Raw genomic sequence first — 19,387 nt, forward strand, 5'->3', positions numbered from 1 at the left:
TTCTTGTAGTTTAGCGAGTCTGTGTTACTTCTTGGCTTTTGCCGCGTCATAATAAAAGGCAGCTTTACGATCGACACTGGGTAGATATGTTGAAATCATGGTGGCAATGGACACTCGCGATCGCGCTCTTAGCGTTGATTGTAGCTGGGAGTGTTTGGCTGTTTCGACCGAGAGAAGCGTCAGTTCCGACCACTCCATTGTTGGTTGGCGATCGACGGGTTGACCACTTAAAGATGGGAAATCCTAGCAATGCAGGAGTTGACCCCAACAATTATCTGTTGTCAAGCTCAGAGAGTGTCGATCAACCTCGACCCTATGTGACTTCTTATAATCGGAGTAAAAACACTCCAAATTGGTCAAGCTGGCAGTTAAATAAATCGTGGCTCGGCAATTCTCCGCGTCGCAATGATTTTCGTCCTGATCCGACGTTGCCAAAAGGTTGGTATCAAGTCAGATCAAGTGACTATAACAATAGTGGATTCGATCGCGGACATCTAACCCCGGCTGCAGATCGGGACAACACTCCCAAAAACATTTCTGCCACGTTCTTAATGACCAATATTGTGCCGCAAGCGCCTGACAATAATCAGGGACCCTGGGCGCAGTTAGAAAACTATAGTCGTGGTTTAGCAGAGCAAGGAAAAGAACTCTACATCATTGCGGGTGGCTATGGAAACACTCGATCGATTGGGAAAGGCAATGTCAAAATTACGGTGCCCGATCGTGTGTGGAAAGTGATTGTCGTCATGGACAAACCCGGACTCACTGCCAATGATGTGAATGCGAATACACGCGTGATTGCGATTGATATGCCCAATCAACAGGGCATCAAAGAGACGGACTGGCGCAAATATCGAGTCAGCGTTGATTTAATCGAAGAGAGAACGGGCTATAACTTTTTGACCAACGTGCCCGATGTGACGCAGGTGCGACTTGAGGAAAAGGTCGATAAAGTCATTGAGCGGGTTAAGTAATGGGTTAAGTCAGATCTTGCACCAGTCTATTCGCTGCGGCTCTGTCCCGCCCGTGAATGGAATTCCGGGCTAGCCTTGCGAAGTCCGTTGAAACGGACTGAACCTCAAACCCTCTCTCAGTCCCTTGAGTGGACTTCTCACCGTTAGACCGTGATGTTCAATCACGGGCGGGTGAATGCCAGAAACGAGAGAGGTTTAGTTTAGGTGCAAGATCTCAGTTAAGTCTCGACGGCTTTTGTGGTGATTCCAGCGAGGTGACTATCTGGAGTTTGTCCCACAATGTAAATGTCTAAATTAATCTCGCCGAGTCGGTAGACTCTGAGGGTATTAAGACGCTGTTTGAGTGTGGCAACGAGCTGCTGATATTGTTTCATTGTGGCAATCTCTTCGTCGCCGTACCAATCTTGAGGCTGAGTGACGACTTCAAAAAAAGAGTCGAAGTCATCGGTTTTGACGATCGTATTCATTGAGTGATGCGTAAAGTCCAACAGCTTCTCATGAGTCAGGTCAGACGCGGTTTGATTCTGCCAGCAAAACACCTCAAATGGATACTCTGACTCACTGATCCACAGCAACTTGTTGCAGGCTTGTTTGAGTTGATCAATCAAATCTAAGCAATCGTGAGTCATGAGTCGTTACCAATCTGCTTCGGGTTCGGCGGCACGAGGAATCGATTTTCTAGGAACAGCATAAACTGAAGGCGGTACTAACTCTAGCTGGTGTTGGGGTGATTTGGCAGGCGATTTCTCTCCTTTGCGGCGACGAGACACGCCTTCTTCGCTGGTATCTTCTGCTACAACTTCATAGAGCAACGCCAGCTTATTGGGGTCTTTGCCCTTGCGAAGAATTCGCCCCAGTCGCTGAATATATTCACGAGTCGAGCCTGTACCCGACAGCACGATCGCGACACTCGCCTCCGGCACATCAACGCCTTCGTTAAGAACTCGCGAAGCCACTAACGTTTTATAGTCTCCTTGCTTAAATCGCGTCAGCACATCATGCCGTTCTTTAACGGGAGTTTGATGCGTAATAGCAGGAATCAGAAACTCTTGAGAAATGCGATAAACGGTGGCGTTGTCGTCTGTAAAAATCAGAGTTCGTTCGGGATAATGTTGGGATAAAAGATCGGCGAGAATTCGCAGCTTGCCCTCGGTGCCAAACGCGATCGCTTTGGCTTCTCGGTGCGCCAACATCGCTTTGCGTCCGGCTTTCGATCGAGCGCTTGCCTGCACAAATCGCTGCCAACCTTGAGCGCTGCTGAGATAAATATTCGCTTCTTTTAGGAATGCGTTGCGGATTTGAACTAAGCGATCGTAGCGTTCTCGCTCCTGTTTTGAAAGTTTGACTTTAATTTGGGTCGCTCTATGATTTGCGAGTGCCGAACCGGATAATTCTGCTGCGGTTTTACGATAGACTTCTGCACCAATTAACGTATTCAGATCTTCGTGTTTGCCGTCTGTGCGTTCGGGTGTGGCGGTCAATCCTAATCGATAGGGCGCGATCGCAAATTCTGCAATCACTCGATTGAAGCCACTCGGCAGATGGTGGCATTCGTCAAACACCAGCAGCGCATATTGATTACCGAGTGTCTCCGCATTAATCGCAGCACTATCGTAAGTTGAGACAAGAATGGGAGTGCGATCGCGCGATCCGCCCCCCAATAACCCGACTTCAACGTCGGGAAACGCCGCCGTTAAGTGCGCGTACCACTGGTGCATTAAGTCTAAGGTGGGCACCATGACTAATGTACTGCGCTGTGTGATCTGCATCGCCAATTGCGCCAGATAGGTTTTTCCGGCAGCCGTGGGGAGAACGACGACTCCCAGCCGTCCCGCGTGTCTCCAAGCATCTAGGGCTTCTTGCTGATGCGGATAAGGCTCCATCTCTAAACTGGGCACCATTTCGACTTCTGCAAAGGCTTTTGCTTTATCGTCAAGCTCGGTGCCTTCAGCGCGCATTGCCAGCACCAAATTGCGATATTGATGGGCAGGAATACGAAACCGCTCGATGCGATCGTCCCAAATCGCATAGTCCATCCATGCCTTCCCTTTGGGTGGCGGATGCAGAATTAGAGTGCCACGATCGAACTTGAGCGTAGGAGTACGAGCCATGAGTTTTGCTCAGAACACTTGTTCGCTTGTCTGACGTTTATCGTGTCATCTCTTCGAGGGTTTTGCAAGCTAAGGAACTGGCGTGAAAATAAAATCTCTTACCGTTGACCGTAGATTTCAACTTCGCTCAACCACCAGAGGTCTGACAAGGGCTGAGCGAAGTCGAAGCCCGATCTATGGGACTCTGAGATTAACAGGTGCCCGTCAAACATCGGGATCGATTCCCATCGTTCTCAGTTGCTCTTCTAATCGCGTGGCTCTGGCTTCAGCTCGTTCGGCTCGTTGTCGTTCTTGCTCGGCTCGTTGTCGCTCTTGCTCGGCTTGCTCGGCTCCAGTTGGCACAACCCCCTCGCGGGTAGACCAGCGCAACCAGCGATCGTGCTTGCCCTCAAATACACCGTCCCAAAGTGTTAAACCGATGCCGACCTGCTCTAGCCAGGTTTCTGTCATTTCTTGATAGCGATTACCTCGAAGCTCGAATACTCTTAAGAGGGTGTCTCCTAGCTGTTGAAGAGGGTCAAAGATCACATAATAAGCTACACCAATTCTCGAATAGTCTCTGAGTTTGCTGCCCAACTCATTGCCTTCTTTGTTTGAGACAATCTCGATCGTCACATTGGGCGGTTTGCCAAACTCCCACACGAGGTAGGTACGATTCTTTTTCTCACGCCAGTTTTCGGGCACTTCGACATTGAGACTGAGAAACACATCGGGGACGATCGGAGGCTGACGCACGGCGTAAAACACTCCGACGTTTGCCGCAGCTAAAAAGGGGCAGTCAAACACCGAAGACTGGCTATAAAGCGGTTCTGTCAATAGGCGCTGCTGCTTTTCGGTGATTAAATTATCCACGGGGGTATCGTCCTCGATCTCCAAGTCGCGGATGTCTGGCGACAGATCAACTTCAGTAGCGATTCGCGACATGAGCCAGTCCTCTAGCGGTTAGGGACGATCGTAGCAGTTCATTGTAAATCTACCCACAAAACAGATTCACAGATTCAGTCTTCACAATCGAGCCTTCTTGCGCTTACTCCAACAACCAAGCAAACAGATCCCCGATCGTAAGTCGTAGCTCACTTGCAAACGATGGCATCGGAAGAACATCATCGGGTGCATCAAACACTTCCATTTCCTGCTTAGGGCGAAAGACAAACACAGTTTGCTCATCTGGATCAATTAACCAACCCATCTGAGTCCCGTGTTTTAGGCAATGAAGAATGTTTTTCGTTACTTTTGTCTGGCTTTGGTCAGGAGATAAGATTTCGATCGTCCAATCTGGTGCAGCAGGAAAGGTATTCGCCACTTCCCCATTGTCATCACGAGGAATTCGGCTCCAAACAAAAACTACAATATCGGGAACCGTTGAACGCCCCCCAAAGGTACACCGTAGCTCAGGAAACGCACGAGCAATCCGTTGAGGCTTAACGACTCCATTAATAGCAGGTAAAAATTCTCCTTGAATGGCACTATGTTTCCCTTGGGGCATCGGTTTTAGGACGATCTGACCATCAACGTATTCACTCGCAGGTTTCGTTTCTGGTAATTGCAAAAATTCCGCCAGCGTCAAGGTTTTAGACGGTGCTTGTACCATTCTAGTTTTGCCTCTAAGTCTGCTAGATCAAATACCAATAAGTAGGTGGGCTGAATTAAATGTAAGACGAATGAGCGAACGTAACCAGTGCTGACCAACGATTTTATGCTTTGTGAAGAAACTGATACATCTTACAAATGATTACGCCTTCCTACTTATCAATCTCCATTTTATCCAGAAGCTCAATGAGGAAGATCGACCTAATCATTTCTAGCCAACTTTAGAGTGGAAGTCAGCGTCGCACATCCACATAAACAACTCGAGCGGTCTGAACTTCTGCACCAGCGATCGTAGCCTAAGCAGCGCCGCCCAGTATCTTAATGAAGGCTTCCAGTGCTTGTCGTCTAAGTTCGATCGGAGTCATTCTCGAAGCCTCCCGCTAGCTATCTTTTGGATGCTCAGAAGCCATTTGAGAAAGCTGTTTTGAAATCTCAGGATTATAGAGCCGTAGATAATTCCAATAGTTGCCAAACACCGACTTCACATAGCCCTTCGTCTCGTCATAGGGAATCATTTCGATAAACTCGTCGGTGTCTTGCGTTTTTGTCTTTGCCAACCAGCCGCCCACCGCCCCCGGTCCCGCGTTATAGCTCGCAACTGCCAGCATCGAGTTGTTGTTATATTCCAGATGCGTATGATCGAGATACCAGGTGCCCAGACGAATATTGTCGTTGGGGTCGTCTAGCTTGAACTGCTTGAGTTTGATATTGCTGGCGACAAACGTCGCTGTTTCAGGCATCACCTGCATTAAACCTGTTGCGCCCACCGATGATTTGATTTTTGACTCAAATCGCGACTCTTGACGAATTAGCGCCGTCACCAAAAGCGGATTGAGCTGCTGCTGCTGTGACCAGTTCTCAATTTCTTGCAGGTAGGGGAACGGATAGAGCGCTTGCCAGTAGCCAGACTGCTGTTGGAGCGATCGATACTGTTCTTTTTCGTCGGGTCCGTCTCGATCGCTGAGATTAGACACCATAAAAATGCCGTCGAGATTATCGCCCACTCCCAGCCGCATTACGCCATCGGTGAATTGTTCTGACATCGACGGAGCCATGCGATTTTGAAACTCAACCTGCCAGTGAGTCCAGGCATCGCGGTCTTGCCCAAGCTGGTAGAGTTCTTTGAGAGTAGGCGACCCGGCGACGAGTTCGGGGCGAACGGCGGGTTTATCAACCTGCGGGTTGAGCGATCGGACGCTGTTAAAGTCGCCCACATTCCAGCCGAGCATACTCGCCGATCGCCACGCATAATAAGACTCTGGATGCTTTGCCAACACTTTTTGGTAGATGGCTTTTGCTTCATCCGATTTGCCCAATTTTTGAGTCCATTTGCCGACCCAAAACCCGGCTTGTGCCCCAATTTCGCTATTGGGATTGGTGTCGAGAATCGGTTCTGCCCACTGTTTTGCCAACCGAAAATCTCCGGCTTTGGCGCGTTCTTGAGCATACGCCCAGCGCATCTCTGCTGCTGCATCGGTGCTGGCATATTGGGTAAGCACCAGTTGCCGGACTTGCGCCGCAAACTTACTGCTGTTGAGCTTGTCTAGCTGTTTCGATTTTTCGATCAGCGCGGCAGGTTCTCGATCGGGAAAATGCTCAATCACTTGGTCGAGATAGGCGATCGCGAGTTGAGGCTGTTCGGCTAATGCTGCTAGTCGAGTCAGCGCTAATCCAGCTTCGGGTGACTTGGGGAACGTTTGAACGACTTGCCGATAGCGGTCTTCTCCACCCGATTTGCCGCTCAGGTGAAGCCCGCGCGCGGCTCGATAGGCGTTGACCGGAGTCTGAGGCGCACGGGCATAGGCAAACGCGCCTTTGTCGTAAATCTGATTTTCCCAATAGCCAAAGGCGATCGCTTCCCAATCTTTGGGCTGTAGCTGCGGGGCAAATTTCTCAGTGATCTTGTCGAGAATGCCCGTGTAGCCGTTTTGATTGATCGCATATTTGGCAACCAACATCAGCATGGCAAGCTGATTGGGATTCTTTTTAAGGCGGAGTTGAGCGATTTCAACCGATCGGGGATGGGCAGGAAACTTTGCGATCGCCTGATCCCAATATTTAGGGTTCGATCGTCCTAAGAAAAACAGCCCTTCTGCGGCAGCGGGATCATCAGGATATTGCTTCACTAATTCCTGCCATGTGGCGGTAGCTTCTGACGGTTTGCCAGCAGCCTCGTATGCCTGTGCCCGTTTCAGCAGAATTTGAGAAGACAACACCGAGTAATCTTTTTCTAAATCCTTCAACTGCTCTAGCGCTTTGTCTCCCTGCCCTTGAGCTACGAGATCGCTTGCCAGCAAATAACGAGCGCGATTTCTTTCTAATGAAGGAGCCGATTTTTGGGCGGTCGCTTTTAGCGTTGCGGCGCGTTGAGTTGGCGATTGGGAAATTAGAGGACTGACGATCGCGCTCGGAGATCCCACACTTTCGGGCTGCGTAGAATTGAACCCCTTCGTCGCTTGGTTTGAAGCGTCTTTAAGTTTCTCGATCGGCAAAAACACGCCGATTAACAAAGCCGATAATCCGGTGGTGGCTGCCAGCGCGATCCAAATCTTTCGTTGCTTCAACATCGATCTCCCAAAGCGTGGGTAAAATCTTCCAAAACTCTCAGCAGTTATAGCAAAGATTTGAAGGTTGCTGATGAGAAATGATAAATGTGCAGTCTATTTGTAGCTTATGACACGAATCATTCTACTGTAAATTTCTTCGAGAATCAGTGATCGCGGTCGCTGCGTCGTAAAACTCGACAACTACCTTCAAAGAAAAATCTGAAACGTCTCTGCATCCTTGGAGATCTTCTCACATCCCTCTTAATTTTGATCGATACTAGAAATCAGTAATTGAACCCAAAAGAAAGGTTAAGTGATGAAGGTACAAGCAACCAATACGCCGCGTCTCGAATGGTCTGGTGATGGTCTCGCGATCGGCTTATTTGAAGACGAACTTGAGCTAACGGGCGACCTAGCAGCACTCGACGAAACGCTTTCAGGGTTACTGAAAGACTTAATTGCTGACATGGACTTTAAAGGCAAATCTGGCAGCAGCGTCTCAACTCGCGTCGGCAACCAAAGTTCGATTCGGAAGTTGATTGTGGTAGGTTTGGGCAAATCTGACGCGCTGAAGCTTGATGGAATCAGACGAGCGGCGGCAGCGAGTGCCAAACTTGCCAAAAAAGAACGCTGCAAAACTCTGGGCATTAGTTTGCCCGTGTGGAATCAAGACGCAGCCGCGACTGCTCAAGCGATCGTCGAAGGCGTAGAACTTGCCCTCTATCAAGACAACCGCTTTAAATCAGAACCCGATGACAAGCCCAACGTCGAACAGATCGATCTGTTGGGGTTTGCTGAACAAACGGCGGCTGTCGAGTATGCCCGTAAAGTCTGCTCTGGTGTGTTTCTAGCACGAGAACTCGTTGCCGCCCCTGCCAACTATGTCACGCCGATCACGCTAGCAGAAACGGCACAAGCGATCGCTCAAGACTATGGTCTACACGTCGAAATTTTAGAGAAAGAAGAGTGCGAAGCGTTGGGCATGGGGGCGTTTTTGGGCGTGGCTCAAGCGTCTGATCTGCCTCCAAAATTTATTCACCTAACCTACAAGCCCGATGGAACTCCTCGTCGCAAATTGGCGATCATCGGCAAAGGGGTCACGTTTGATTCGGGTGGGTTGAATATCAAAGGGGCAGGCAGCGGCATTGAGATGATGAAGACTGACATGGGGGGAGCAGGTGCCACGTTTGGGACGGCGAAAGCGATCGCTCAAATCAAGCCTGATGTTGAGATTCACTTTATCGTTGCTGCGACTGAAAATATGATTAGTGGTCGCGCCATTCACCCCGGTGATATTCTCACTGCCTCGAATGGGAAGACGATTGAAATTAACAACACTGACGCAGAAGGACGATTAACGCTAGCGGATGCACTGGTGTTTACTGAAAAATTGGGTGTGGACGCGATCGTCGATTTGGCGACGCTGACTGGGGCATGTGTGGTTGCATTGGGAGACGAGATCGCTGGGCTGTGGAGTCCTGATGATGCGGTGGCGGCTCAACTGCAACAAGCCTCAGAAAAATCGGGTGAGAAACTCTGGCGGATGCCAATGGAGGAGAAGTATTTTGACAGTATGAAGTCTGGCATTGCAGACATGAAAAACACGGGCGCTCGTGCAGGGGGTGCCATTAGTGCGGCGATGTTTTTAAAGCAGTTTGTGAAAGAAACTCCTTGGGCGCACCTTGATGTCGCTGGACCTGTTTGGGCAGATAAAGAGAGCGGCTATAACGGGGCAGGGGCAACCGGATATGGTGTGAGAACTTTGGTGAATTGGGTGATAGGTTAACGCACGATTTTAGTCATCATTAATTAAGGGACGCTCGATCGAGCGTCCCTTTTGTTTTGATAAGAGGTCTGTCGCTCTTAATATCTATTTATTGAGTGTTTAGATAATTTCTATATCTATAGGTATAGAAATCATCTAAACTATCTAAATATCTCTATTACTAACGCTATTTCTAGAAATATATCAGCTCAATAAACGAAAAAATATACTTGTTATTTTTCAAATAACCCTAGATGATTGTGATTGAGGTCTTCTGAACTCAGGAAATCTTAACCCTCTTAGTTTTTTTGCCTTAACCTGTCAGATTGACTCTAGAAATAGCTAAAACCTTCATTCTGACTCGTTCTAAACGTTCGATCGACGACTCACTAACCATTTAAACTCATCACATTGGAGTTCAACGAACCCATGTTTCAAGGGTGGATTCAAATTGCATTAACGCTACTGATCGTGGTAGCAATTACTCCCTTCCTGGGAGGGTATATGGCTCGTGTCTACCTGGGAGAAAGAACGCTACTTGATCCGGTTCTCAATCCTGTCGAGCGAATTCTTTTCAAACTGAGCGGTGTGCAAACCCGTGAAAATATGACAGGTTGGCAGTATATCAAAGCAGTGCTGTATAGCAATCTCGTGATGGCGCTGCTGCTGACCTTCATTTTGTTTAGCCAGGGGTGGTTACCCTTCAATCCAACGGCTCTCAGTGAGCCAACCTGGGACACCGTACTGCATACGGTTATTTCTTTTATCACCAACACCGATCAGCAACACTATTCTGGCGAAACTACCTACGGGTATTTTGCTCAGTTTGCTGGATTGGGCTATATGCTTTTCGTCTCAGCCGCAACTGGATTGGCAGTCGGGATTGCCTTTATTCGTGGATTAACGGGTAGACCCCTCGGCAACTTCTACGTCGATCTGACGCAATCGATCACGCGAATTTTATTGCCGATCGGGATCATTGGCACGATTCTTTTCATTGCAGGTGGTGTGCCCGAGACGCTTACAGGTCCGGCTATTGTGCCGACGCTCGAAAATCCGGCGATCAGTCAGGCGATCGCGCGCGGTCCGGTGGCTCACTTTGAGATTTTGAAACAGATCGGTGAAAACGGCGGCGGTTTCTTTGCAGTTAACTCCGCTCATCCATTTGAGAATCCGAGTCCGTTTACTAATTTGATCCAGACTGTAGGAATGGTGATGATTCCCTCATCATTTATCTATACCTATGGCGTGATTGCTAACAATCGCAAACAAGCCTGGTTAGTATATGGCATGGTGTTGACGATTTCGATCGTGTTCATCATCTTCAATGGAATCAGCGAATATAACGGCAACCCTGCGGTGAATGCGCTGCTGGGCGGTCAGGTGCCCAATTTAGAAGGAAAAGAAGTCCGGTTTGGCTGGGCACAATCTGCTTTATTCTCTGTGATCACGACGGGCACTATGACAGGTGCGGTCAACAGCTTTCATGATTCGTTCATGCCGACAGGCGGATTCGTCATGATGTCAAATATGTTTCTGCAAATCATTTGGGGCGGACAAGGAACAGGAACGGCTTACTTATTTGCCTATCTGATTTTGGCGGTGTTTGTGACGGGTTTGATGGTCGGACGCACTCCCGAATTTTTGGGGCGCAAGATTGAAAAGCGTGAGGTAGTGCTGGCGGGCTTTTTGATTTTGCTCGTTCACCCGATCGCGATTCTGATTCCAGGCGCGATCGCCATGTCACTGCCCAGCGCACCCGATGGAGTAACGGCTCAAGGCTTTTACAATGGCATCACCAATCCTAGTTTTCACGGGTTAACTCAGGTTCTCTATGAATATGCCTCAGCCGCCGCTAACAATGGATCTGGCTTTGGAGGACTCCTAACCAGTCAACCTGCTCCGTCAGCCCTGTGGTGGAATCTGAGCGCTTCATTTAGTTTACTGGCTGGTCGGTATGTGCCGATCGTGGCTCTACTGCTGTTAGCCGATAGTATGTCGCGCAAGCAGCCTGTGCCAATGACGAGTGGAACGCTCCGGACGGATACGGGGCTGTTCACAGGCATTACAGCAGGCGTAATTTTGATTATGGGCGCGCTGACGTTCTTCCCGGTGTTGGCACTCGGACCGATCGCAGAAGCGTTTCAAATCGCCAAGGGCATCGGGTAACTCAGCCTTGAGATTGTCCATCTAGTCAACTATATTTTGTCCTTCTGCCCACAGACGATAGATCCCGAATTTATGCAAACTCCACAAGATTCAGATTCTCTTCAGTCTTCCCGCAGCGGTAAGCGTGACTCTCGCAGACATACTCCCAAAGCCAATATGAGCGGGCTATATCAGAGAGCCATTCGCGAGGCGTTTATCAAACTCGACCCCCGTACTGAGGTTAAAAACCCAGTCATGTTTGTGGTTTGGGTAGGGACGATCGTGACCTTTCTAGTAACGCTTGACCCAAATTTGTTTGGCACTGTGCAGGCTGATCCGGGTCAGCAGCGATTGCTCAACGGATTGATCACGTTCATTTTGTTTTTTACACTCGTCTTTGCCAACTTTGCCGAAGCCGTTGCTGAAGGGCGGGGTAAAGCCCAAGCCGATGCGCTGCGCTCAACCCGATCGGATACGATCGCTCACAAACTTCTGCCCGACGGTTCGATTCAAGAAGTCAGTTCGACTGAGTTGCAGCGCGGCGATCAGGTGAAGGTGGTAGCGGGCGATATGATTCCTGCGGATGGCGAAGTCATCAAAGGGATTGCCTCTGTCGATGAGTCTGCCATCACCGGAGAATCGGCTCCGGTTCTCAAGCAGCCGGGTACAGATATTATGAGTTCGGTGACGGGTGGGACGCGCATCCTCTCGGATGAGTTAATTCTCAAAGTCGCGTCTGATCCGGGTCAAGGTTTTATTGACCGGATGATTGCTTTAGTTGAAGGCGCGGAACGAGTCAAAACCCCGAACGAAATCGCTTTGACGGTGCTGCTGACCGTTCTGACGCTGGTGTTTTTGATCGTGGTTGCAACCGTTTCGCCTTTGGCAAACTATGTACAGGCTCCGACGACGATCGCCATTCTTATTTCTCTATTAGTCGCGTTAATTCCCACGACGATCGGCGGGTTGTTGAGCGCGATCGGGATTGCCGGAATGGATCGGGTGGCGCAGTTCAATGTGATTGCTACATCCGGTCGTGCCGTAGAAGCCTGTGGAGACATCAGCACCCTTGTTCTCGACAAAACTGGAACGATTACACTAGGCAATCGACTAGCAGATGAGTTCATTCCGGTTGATGGTCACACGGTTGAAGAAGTCGCCCAAATTGCTCTCGCTGCGAGTGTGTTTGATGAAACGCCCGAAGGGAAGTCGATCGTGATTCTAGCCGAGCGCAACAGTGCCAATATAAACTTTAATACCGACGATGCCAGCGGAGTCGAATTTACAGCCAGAACGCGCATGAGCGGAACGGACTTGCCCAACGGTAAGGAAGTGCGTAAAGGCGCAGTGGATGCGGTTAAGGGCTTTGTGCGATCGCGCGGTGGAACAATTCCCGTTCAACTTGATGCAGCCTATGAGCGGGTTTCTCGCTTGGGGGGCACTCCGCTTGCCGTTTGCCAAGATGGCGAAATCTATGGCGTGATTTACCTCAAAGACATTGTGAAAGCGGGTCTGCGCGAACGGTTTGATCAACTCCGCCGCATGGGTGTCAAAACGATCATGCTTACAGGCGACAACCGCATTACCGCTTCGGTGATTGCTGAAGAAGCGGGGGTCGATGACTTTATTGCAGAAGCGACTCCTGAAGACAAAATCGATGTGATTCGCCGTGAGCAAGCCGAAGGAAAGCTAGTCGCAATGACTGGAGACGGCACCAACGATGCGCCTGCTCTCGCTCAAGCAAATGTCGGCGTGGCAATGAACTCTGGTACTCAAGCTGCCAAAGAAGCTGCCAACATGGTGGACTTAGATTCTGACCCGACGAAACTGATTGACCTGGTGACGATCGGCAAACAGCTTCTCATCACTCGCGGGGCGTTGACAACGTTCTCGATCGCCAACGATATTGCAAAATACTTTGCGATCATTCCGACCATCTTCGCAGCAGCAGGGATTGGTTCTCTCAACATCATGGGCTTGAAGAGTCCACAGTCAGCGATTATCTCAGCGTTAATTTACAATGCGCTGATTATTCCCGCTCTGATTCCATTGGCGTTGAAGGGAGTGCAGTTCCGTCCGCTTACGGCGGATCAACTGCTGCGTCGCAATATTCTGATCTATGGGGTGGGCGGCGTAATCGCTCCCTTTATCGCCATCAAGATTATCGACGTACTGCTTCCCTTCTCTTAAGCATTTGAATCGTCATTCACTGACTCAATCTCTAAAGTGTGATCTCTATGAAACGTTTCGATGTTCGACCCCCTGTTTTAACGGCTCAGATTGCTGAAGATATGACCGAAATCTGGTCTGAGTGGCGCAGACAAAAGCTCCCGCTCTACCTGTTCCTGGGACTGTGCTTCAACCTCGTCCTTGCCCCCGCTGTCTTTGCAGCAACGGGTGGAGAGATGTCTCGCAGTCAAACCTATTGGCTATCCGCACTCGGTTTAGTCACGATCGCCCTCGCGATTTATCTATTCTTTGTCATGTTTGTACCGGAGAAGTTCTAATGAGTTTTACACGCGAGGCTAGTAGAGCCGTTCGATCGACGCTGGTGCTTTGGGTTTTGACTGCAATCATCTACCCCTTGGCAATGATTGCGTTTGGACAGATTGTTTTTCCGTTTCAGGCAAACGGCAGCATTATCAAGAATGCTCAAGGTCAAGACGTGGGTTCTGCCCTGATTGGTCAACCGTTTACGTCCGATCGCTATTTCAACAGTCGCCCCAGTACGACCAGCTACAGCACTGCTGATCCTAAGAAAGATGATGCTGGAGTTCTCAAAACAGGCGTATCGGGTGCGAGTAACTTAGCGCCCAGTAATCCTGCACTGCTCGATCGGATGAAGGGAAAAAGCGATCCCGATCCGACCAAAGCGATCGAGGGTGACATTCCTCGGTTGCAAAAGGCAGGGGTGAAACAACCAACAGCGGATCTAGTTTATACATCTGGATCGAGTCTTGACCCCCACATCACACCCGAAGGAGCCGCCGCGCAACTCGATCGTGTTGCCAAAGCAAGAGGACTTCAGCCCAATCAGTTGGAACCTCTGATTAGCCAAAACACCGACGGTCGATTCTTAGGTATTTTTGGTGAGCCGGGTGTCAATGTGTTGAAACTAAATCTGGCGTTAGATGCGCTCAAGCCAGCCAGCTAAATCTTCAAGGTGAAATCTGCATGATTAACCATCGTCGGATGACCCTGAGTGATTGTTTGAGTTTGATTCCAAACGCTTCCTCGATCGCCAAGACTCCGCTTCAAGATCGTTCTGTTCAGCCCAAAGTTTACTTAAATGAGCGCTATTGCGTTCTCGACCTGATTGGTCAGGGTTGCTTTGGGAGAACCTTCTTGGCGATCGATGAATCTCACTCACTTCAGTCGCCTTGCGTCATCAAACAACTTTTTCTCAACGAGCAAAACACGGGTCCTCAGCAAAAAGCAGTTGAGCAATTTCATCAAGAGGCGCTACAACTCTCTGAACTGGGAAACCATTCTCAGATTCCTCAACTGCTAGATTTCTTTGAGCAAGACGGGCATTGTTATCTGGTGCAGGAATGGATTGACGGACAAAACCTAGAACAGGAATTGTCTGAGTCAAGTCCCTTCAATGAAGCTGAAATTCGGCAACTGCTGCATGAGTTGCTGCCTGTACTGCAATTCATTCACGATCGTCAGGTTATCCACCGCGACATTAAGCCCGCTAATATTGTTCGTCGTGGCTGTGATAGACAACTCGTTTTAGTAGACTTTGGGGCTGCTAAGTGTCTGACGGCTACTGAGTCGGCGCACACAGGAACCCTGATTGGCAGTGCTGAATACACGGCTCCAGAACAGCTTAAAGGCAAAGCTATATTGAGTAGCGACCTCTATAGCCTGGGGGTGACTTGCTTACATCTAATGACTCAGCAATCCCCGTTTGCCTTGTTTGATAGCAGTGAAAATGCTTGGAAGTGGCGCGAATTCTTAGATGAACCCATCAGCGAATCGCTGGGATACATTTTGGATAAATTGCTGCTTTCTGCAACGAGACAACGCTATCAATCTGCATCAGAGGTGCTTGAGGATTTAGATCTCGTCGCGAAACCTGTTTTATTGAAGCGACGATCGAGCGCTAAGATAGATGAAGTGTCTGTTAGTCAAGAGCATCGCCAACTTGCATCGCTCGAAGCCGTTGCATCTTATTTACCGCTCCGGTCTGATGTTTCTGCAACTGTATTTGACTCGTCAACAAAAACTTGGCACTACGTCACTTCGTTAGAAACCTTAGATCTTGCCGAAAAAAGCACAAGTCGCTTGAGTCCTCGTTTGGCTGCTGCTGCCGCTACGCTTCCACTCCAGAAGGAAATGTCTGATGAGGAGGAAATGGCAGACATTAATGATTGCCTCAAATGGATCTGGCAGATTATCACCTTGACGATCATCACCTCGCTTGCAACAGCGACCTTAGTCATAGTCATTGCAGCAATTGAGTCGAAGTTCTCCACGACCGCTCCAAAAGTAGAGACTGTTATGCCCGTTCAAGGGTCGGGCAGTTCAAGTCATCGCTAACAGAACTGCGAATTAGCACATATGGTATGTTTGGCGATCGCACTCTGGCTGCTGCGTTAGGTTAGACAGATACGATCGTCTAATTTAAGACTGAGTGTAACCATGATTATTTCTTCATCAGTTTATCTTCCGTTTCCGCGATCGATGGTCTACGCAGCCTATCGCGACAAACTAGTAGAAATGCTGCCTTATCTCCCCGATATTCAACGCATTGAAATCAAATCTTGTCGGAAAGAAGGCACACTCACTCATTTCGTCAACGAGTGGCACGGAGGCGGCGAAATTCCACCCGTTGCCCGTGTCGTTCTTAGCGAAGCGATGCTTTCCTGGACTGATTACGCCACTTGGAACGATGCCGAGTTCACTACCGATTGGCGAATTGAAACACATGTTTTAACAGAAGCGGTTTATTGCACTGGCAGCAACCGCTTCTTAGAAGAAGGTAACGGTACTCTGATCGAAAGTAAGGGCTGTCTGATCATTGATCCTCAGAAAATCACTGGAGTCCCCCCGGTGATGAGAGGAATGGTGGCGAAAGTTGCTGAGGATGTTTTGAGTAAAAAGATTGAGCCAAGCTTGTCTCAGATGGGAAAAGGGGTTCAACAATATTTAAAACAGTTTCAGACCGTTTAACGCGATCGAGGCGGCTTCAAGATACAAGTCTAAGTTTGAGTATCGATTACGGTAACAGTTCTGTCACAAACGACTGTATTAGTGGTGTTTGGAAATAACGATGGCTCTTATTGTTCAGAAATTTGGGGGTACGTCCGTTGGCTCGATCGAACGAATCCGTGCAGTTGCTCAACGAGTTAAACAAACGGTCAAGGCAGGTCATTCGGTAGTCGTGGTGGTCTCAGCGATGGGAAAGATGACCGATCAACTGGTAAAGTTAGCATCTGAAATCACGGCTGACCCCGATCAGCGAGAACTGGATATGCTCTTAGCCACTGGAGAGCAAGCCGCGATCGCGCTCCTGAGCATGGCATTACAAAACCTTGGACAATCTGCCGTCTCCCTCACTGGCGCACAGATCGGGATCATCACCGAAACCAAACATAACCGCGCCCATATTTTGCACATTCATACGCAGCGATTGCAGCACCATCTCAATGAAGGCAGTGTGGTTGTGGTGGCTGGGTTTCAAGGCATGACTGAATCAGACAACTGGGAAATTACGACGCTGGGGCGGGGCGGTTCAGACACGACGGCGGTTGCGTTAGCGGCTACATTAAAAGCCAATCTCTGCGAAATTTATACCGATGTTTCTGGCATTTTTAACACTGATCCGCGTTTGGTAGAAACCGCTCAACTGATCACTGAGATTACCTGCGATGAAATGCTGGAACTAGCCAGTATGGGCGCACAGGTACTGCATCCACGATCGGTCGAGATTGCCCGTAACTATGGAATTCCGCTAGTAGTGCGGTCTAGTTGGACAGACGATCCGGGTACCCGCATTATCCCGCCTATTCCTCAATGCTGCCCGCGTGAAATGTTAGAACTGTCTAGCTTGATTGATAGCGTCAAGTTTGACACCGATTGCGCCAAGGTGGCGGTGTTGCAGGTGCCCGATCGTCCAGGGGTAGCAGCAACGCTGTTTCATCAAATTGCCGAACAAGCATTGAGTACAGGCTTGATACTGCAATCCATTCACGAAGACGATACGAACGATATTGCTTTTACAGTGAACCACAGGGCGCTAAGTCAAGCTCATGCTACCGCAATGGCAACCGTTCCGCTCTTAAGCGCTCAATGGGGAGATTGCACTCCGTCACCTGAAGTTTTGGTCTACCGAGATCTTGCCACCGTGACGATTATGGGAGCTGGAATGCTTGGCTATCCGGGTGTGGCGGCTCAGATGTTTACGGCGCTGGCAGATGCTGAAATTAACCTTCACCTGATCTCAACATCAGGCGTGAGCGTCAGTTGTGTGATTCAGGGGGTTGACTGCGATCGCGCCATCACAACATTGTGTGAAACCTTTCACGTCGCTAGTTCCCCCCTCAAACCAGCAGCGGAACCTTGCCAACATCCATCATTCTCAGCTTCCTCCATTCGAGGAGTTGCGTTGGATCTCAACCAGGCTTGTCTCACCCTTCGTCAGATTCCCGATCGACCCGGCAAAGCAGCGCGAGTCTTTCAACTGTTGGCAGAGCAATCAATTAGTGTCGATATGATTGTTCAATCTCAGCGCCGCCAAATTACAAACGGCAGGATCACTCGTGATATTGCGTTCACATTGCCAGAGGGGGATGTAGACGTGGCGTGTCGAGTCTTAAGGCAAGCCGCCACCGAGTTAGAGAATGCTCAAATTGAGGTCGATCGAGCGATCGCAAAAGTGAGCATCGTCGGCTCTCATTTATCTCAACAGCAAAGCAGTGCATTCAAGATGTTTACTGCGATCGCCACACACCGAATTAACATCCAAATGATTGCGACCTCAGCCTTGAAGGTGAGTTGCGTAGTTTCTAGTGACCAAGGAGTTGAAGCATTACGGGCAGTTCATACTGCGTTTGGACTGGCAGGTCATCACAAAATCAAAGTTCCGGCGTGACCTATTCTAGGCGCTCACGTTTCGAGCAGAAATCGGCTGTGTTTAAAGATTAGTAAACTGCGTTTAGGCAATCTAAACACTTTGTTTATATCAAATTACTCTTGAGTCAAGTAACTTTACAATGCTACATTCACAGTATCAACTGAGTCAGTTAGATCTGGATCTCTTCATCAATTCCAGTGCGACAAAGAATGAGGCAACAATGACCGCCAAAGACGAGTTTCTACACCCACGATCGCGCTACCACGGTCAAATCAAGCCAGAAGAGTTGGTCTTTAATGCCAACTTGCAAGAATTTACTCAACGCATCAGTTTTATCTGTAATCTGCAAACGAACGGTAAGCTTTCGGCTGAAGCGTCTTATCAACAGGTTAAAGACCTTTGGCAACAGCTAGAGCGCACCAGCAATTCGCTAAAAATTACAGAAAGAGTTTCTCATGCTTCACCCCAATGGGAGGATTATAAAGTTGTATCCATCACCTCTGATGTTCGATCGTACTTATGAACACGTTGCCCGTCGAGGCAAACACAAAATCTTCATCGGCATGGCTCCTGGGGTCGGCAAAACCTATCGGATGCTGGACGAAGCTTATCGCCTCAAACAAGCCGGGGTTGATGTCGTGATTGGGCTGCTAGAAACCCACGATCGTCAAGACACCTTGGATAAAGCAATAGGCTTAGAAGTCCTTCTACGTAAAACGATTGTTCGAGGTGGATTAATCTTCAGCGAACTCGACACCGATGCTGTGCTTGCCCGTCAACCTCGGCTCGTCTTGATTGACGAACTCGCCCATCCCAACCTTCCAGGTGCCAAGCAAGACCAGCGCTATCAAGATATTGAAGCGATTTTGGCAGCAGGCATTGATGTTTACTCCACTGTCAACATTCAACACTTAGAGCATTTGAGCGATCGCGTCACCCAAATTACCGGAATTCGTACACAAGGATGCCTCCCAGAATGTTTATTGGACAACGCTGATTCAGTCGTTGTGGTAGATGTCACACCAGAAACGCTAGAAACGCGGCTGCTGACCGGAAAGATCTGTCCACCTGAGAAGGGTGCGACCTCTATTTGATACTATTAGAGGGCAACGGAAAAGCCGTATTGATTCAGTTTGTTCCAGAATTGATCCCAACGCGTTGAGGTCAAGACC

16 protein-coding genes are annotated in these 19,387 nt (G+C 49.1%); 11 read left to right on the forward strand and 5 right to left on the reverse strand.

The genetic code is table 11. The annotated features are described in order from the left end of the window. Nucleotides 1-38: 38 nt before the first annotated feature. The gene (locus A8707_RS04850) at nt 39-974 is read left to right on the forward strand and encodes a DNA/RNA non-specific endonuclease (RefSeq protein WP_231947931.1); all 936 of its coding nucleotides are present in this window, start codon (nt 39-41) and stop codon (nt 972-974) included. 218 nt (nt 975-1,192) lie between these two features. Here A8707_RS04850 and A8707_RS04855 read toward each other — a convergent pair whose 3' ends face one another. The 5 genes from A8707_RS04855 to A8707_RS04875 form a co-directional block, all read right to left on the reverse strand. Next, complete coding sequence (locus A8707_RS04855; RefSeq protein ID WP_068815652.1) at nt 1,193-1,603, reverse strand: nuclease A inhibitor family protein; 411 nt, start codon at nt 1,601-1,603, stop codon at nt 1,193-1,195. 6 nt (nt 1,604-1,609) lie between these two features. Next, entirely contained in the window at nt 1,610-3,085 is a 1,476-nt protein-coding gene (locus tag A8707_RS04860; RefSeq protein ID WP_068815654.1) for a DEAD/DEAH box helicase family protein, read from the reverse strand. A gap of 204 nt (nt 3,086-3,289) precedes the next feature. Further along, nucleotides 3,290-4,009: a Uma2 family endonuclease gene (locus tag A8707_RS04865; RefSeq protein ID WP_068815656.1), complete on the reverse strand. Its 720-nt coding sequence runs from the start codon at nt 4,007-4,009 to the stop codon at nt 3,290-3,292. Between the two features lie 103 nt (nt 4,010-4,112). Further along, a complete protein-coding gene (locus A8707_RS04870; RefSeq protein ID WP_068815658.1) occupies nt 4,113-4,676 on the reverse strand; it encodes a Uma2 family endonuclease in 564 nt (187 codons plus the stop codon). A gap of 379 nt (nt 4,677-5,055) precedes the next feature. Then, nucleotides 5,056-7,242, reverse strand: a complete 2,187-nt coding sequence (locus tag A8707_RS04875; RefSeq protein WP_068815660.1) for a transglycosylase SLT domain-containing protein — start codon at nt 7,240-7,242, stop codon at nt 5,056-5,058. Nucleotides 7,243-7,537: 295 nt separating this feature from the next. On the opposite strand from A8707_RS04875, the gene A8707_RS04880 reads away from it, so the two are divergent. The 10 genes from A8707_RS04880 to A8707_RS04925 all read left to right on the forward strand — a co-directional run bounded on the left by A8707_RS04880 (nt 7,538) and on the right by A8707_RS04925 (nt 19,309). Further along, nucleotides 7,538-9,007 (forward strand): leucyl aminopeptidase, encoded by a 1,470-nt coding sequence (locus A8707_RS04880; protein ID WP_068815662.1) that lies wholly within the window; start codon nt 7,538-7,540, stop codon nt 9,005-9,007. A 408-nt stretch (nt 9,008-9,415) separates the two neighbouring features. Continuing rightward, a complete protein-coding gene (gene kdpA / locus A8707_RS04885) occupies nt 9,416-11,155 on the forward strand; it encodes a potassium-transporting ATPase subunit KdpA (protein ID WP_068815664.1) in 1,740 nt (579 codons plus the stop codon). A 72-nt stretch (nt 11,156-11,227) separates the two neighbouring features. After that, complete coding sequence (gene kdpB / locus A8707_RS04890; RefSeq protein WP_074382459.1) at nt 11,228-13,324, forward strand: potassium-transporting ATPase subunit KdpB; 2,097 nt, start codon at nt 11,228-11,230, stop codon at nt 13,322-13,324. Nucleotides 13,325-13,371: 47 nt separating this feature from the next. Further along, a complete protein-coding gene (locus tag A8707_RS04895) occupies nt 13,372-13,641 on the forward strand; it encodes a potassium-transporting ATPase subunit F (RefSeq protein WP_068815667.1) in 270 nt (89 codons plus the stop codon). After that, on the forward strand, nt 13,641-14,288 hold the full coding sequence (gene kdpC / locus A8707_RS04900) for a K(+)-transporting ATPase subunit C (RefSeq protein ID WP_068815668.1): 648 nt from the start codon (nt 13,641-13,643) through the stop codon (nt 14,286-14,288). The genes A8707_RS04895 and kdpC overlap by 1 nt, the downstream gene beginning before the upstream one ends. A 20-nt stretch (nt 14,289-14,308) precedes the next feature. After that, nucleotides 14,309-15,679 (forward strand): serine/threonine-protein kinase, encoded by a 1,371-nt coding sequence (locus A8707_RS04905; RefSeq protein ID WP_068815669.1) that lies wholly within the window; start codon nt 14,309-14,311, stop codon nt 15,677-15,679. Nucleotides 15,680-15,781: 102 nt separating this feature from the next. Then, on the forward strand, nt 15,782-16,312 hold the full coding sequence (locus A8707_RS04910; RefSeq protein WP_068815670.1) for a hypothetical protein: 531 nt from the start codon (nt 15,782-15,784) through the stop codon (nt 16,310-16,312). A 100-nt stretch (nt 16,313-16,412) separates the two neighbouring features. Beyond that, nucleotides 16,413-18,233, forward strand: coding sequence for an aspartate kinase (locus A8707_RS04915; protein WP_068815671.1), 1,821 nt, complete (start codon nt 16,413-16,415; stop codon nt 18,231-18,233). A 121-nt stretch (nt 18,234-18,354) separates the two neighbouring features. Next, entirely contained in the window at nt 18,355-18,738 is a 384-nt protein-coding gene (locus A8707_RS29495) for a DUF7219 family protein (protein WP_231947932.1), read from the forward strand. Continuing rightward, the gene (locus tag A8707_RS04925; RefSeq protein WP_231947933.1) at nt 18,701-19,309 is read left to right on the forward strand and encodes a histidine kinase; all 609 of its coding nucleotides are present in this window, start codon (nt 18,701-18,703) and stop codon (nt 19,307-19,309) included. Before A8707_RS29495 ends, A8707_RS04925 begins: the two co-directional genes overlap by 38 nt. Nucleotides 19,310-19,387 lie beyond the last annotated feature (78 nt).

It is taken from the genome of Phormidesmis priestleyi BC1401 (assembly GCF_001650195.1).
In the GTDB taxonomy this organism is placed as follows: domain Bacteria; phylum Cyanobacteriota; class Cyanobacteriia; order Leptolyngbyales; family Leptolyngbyaceae; genus Phormidesmis_A; species Phormidesmis_A priestleyi_B.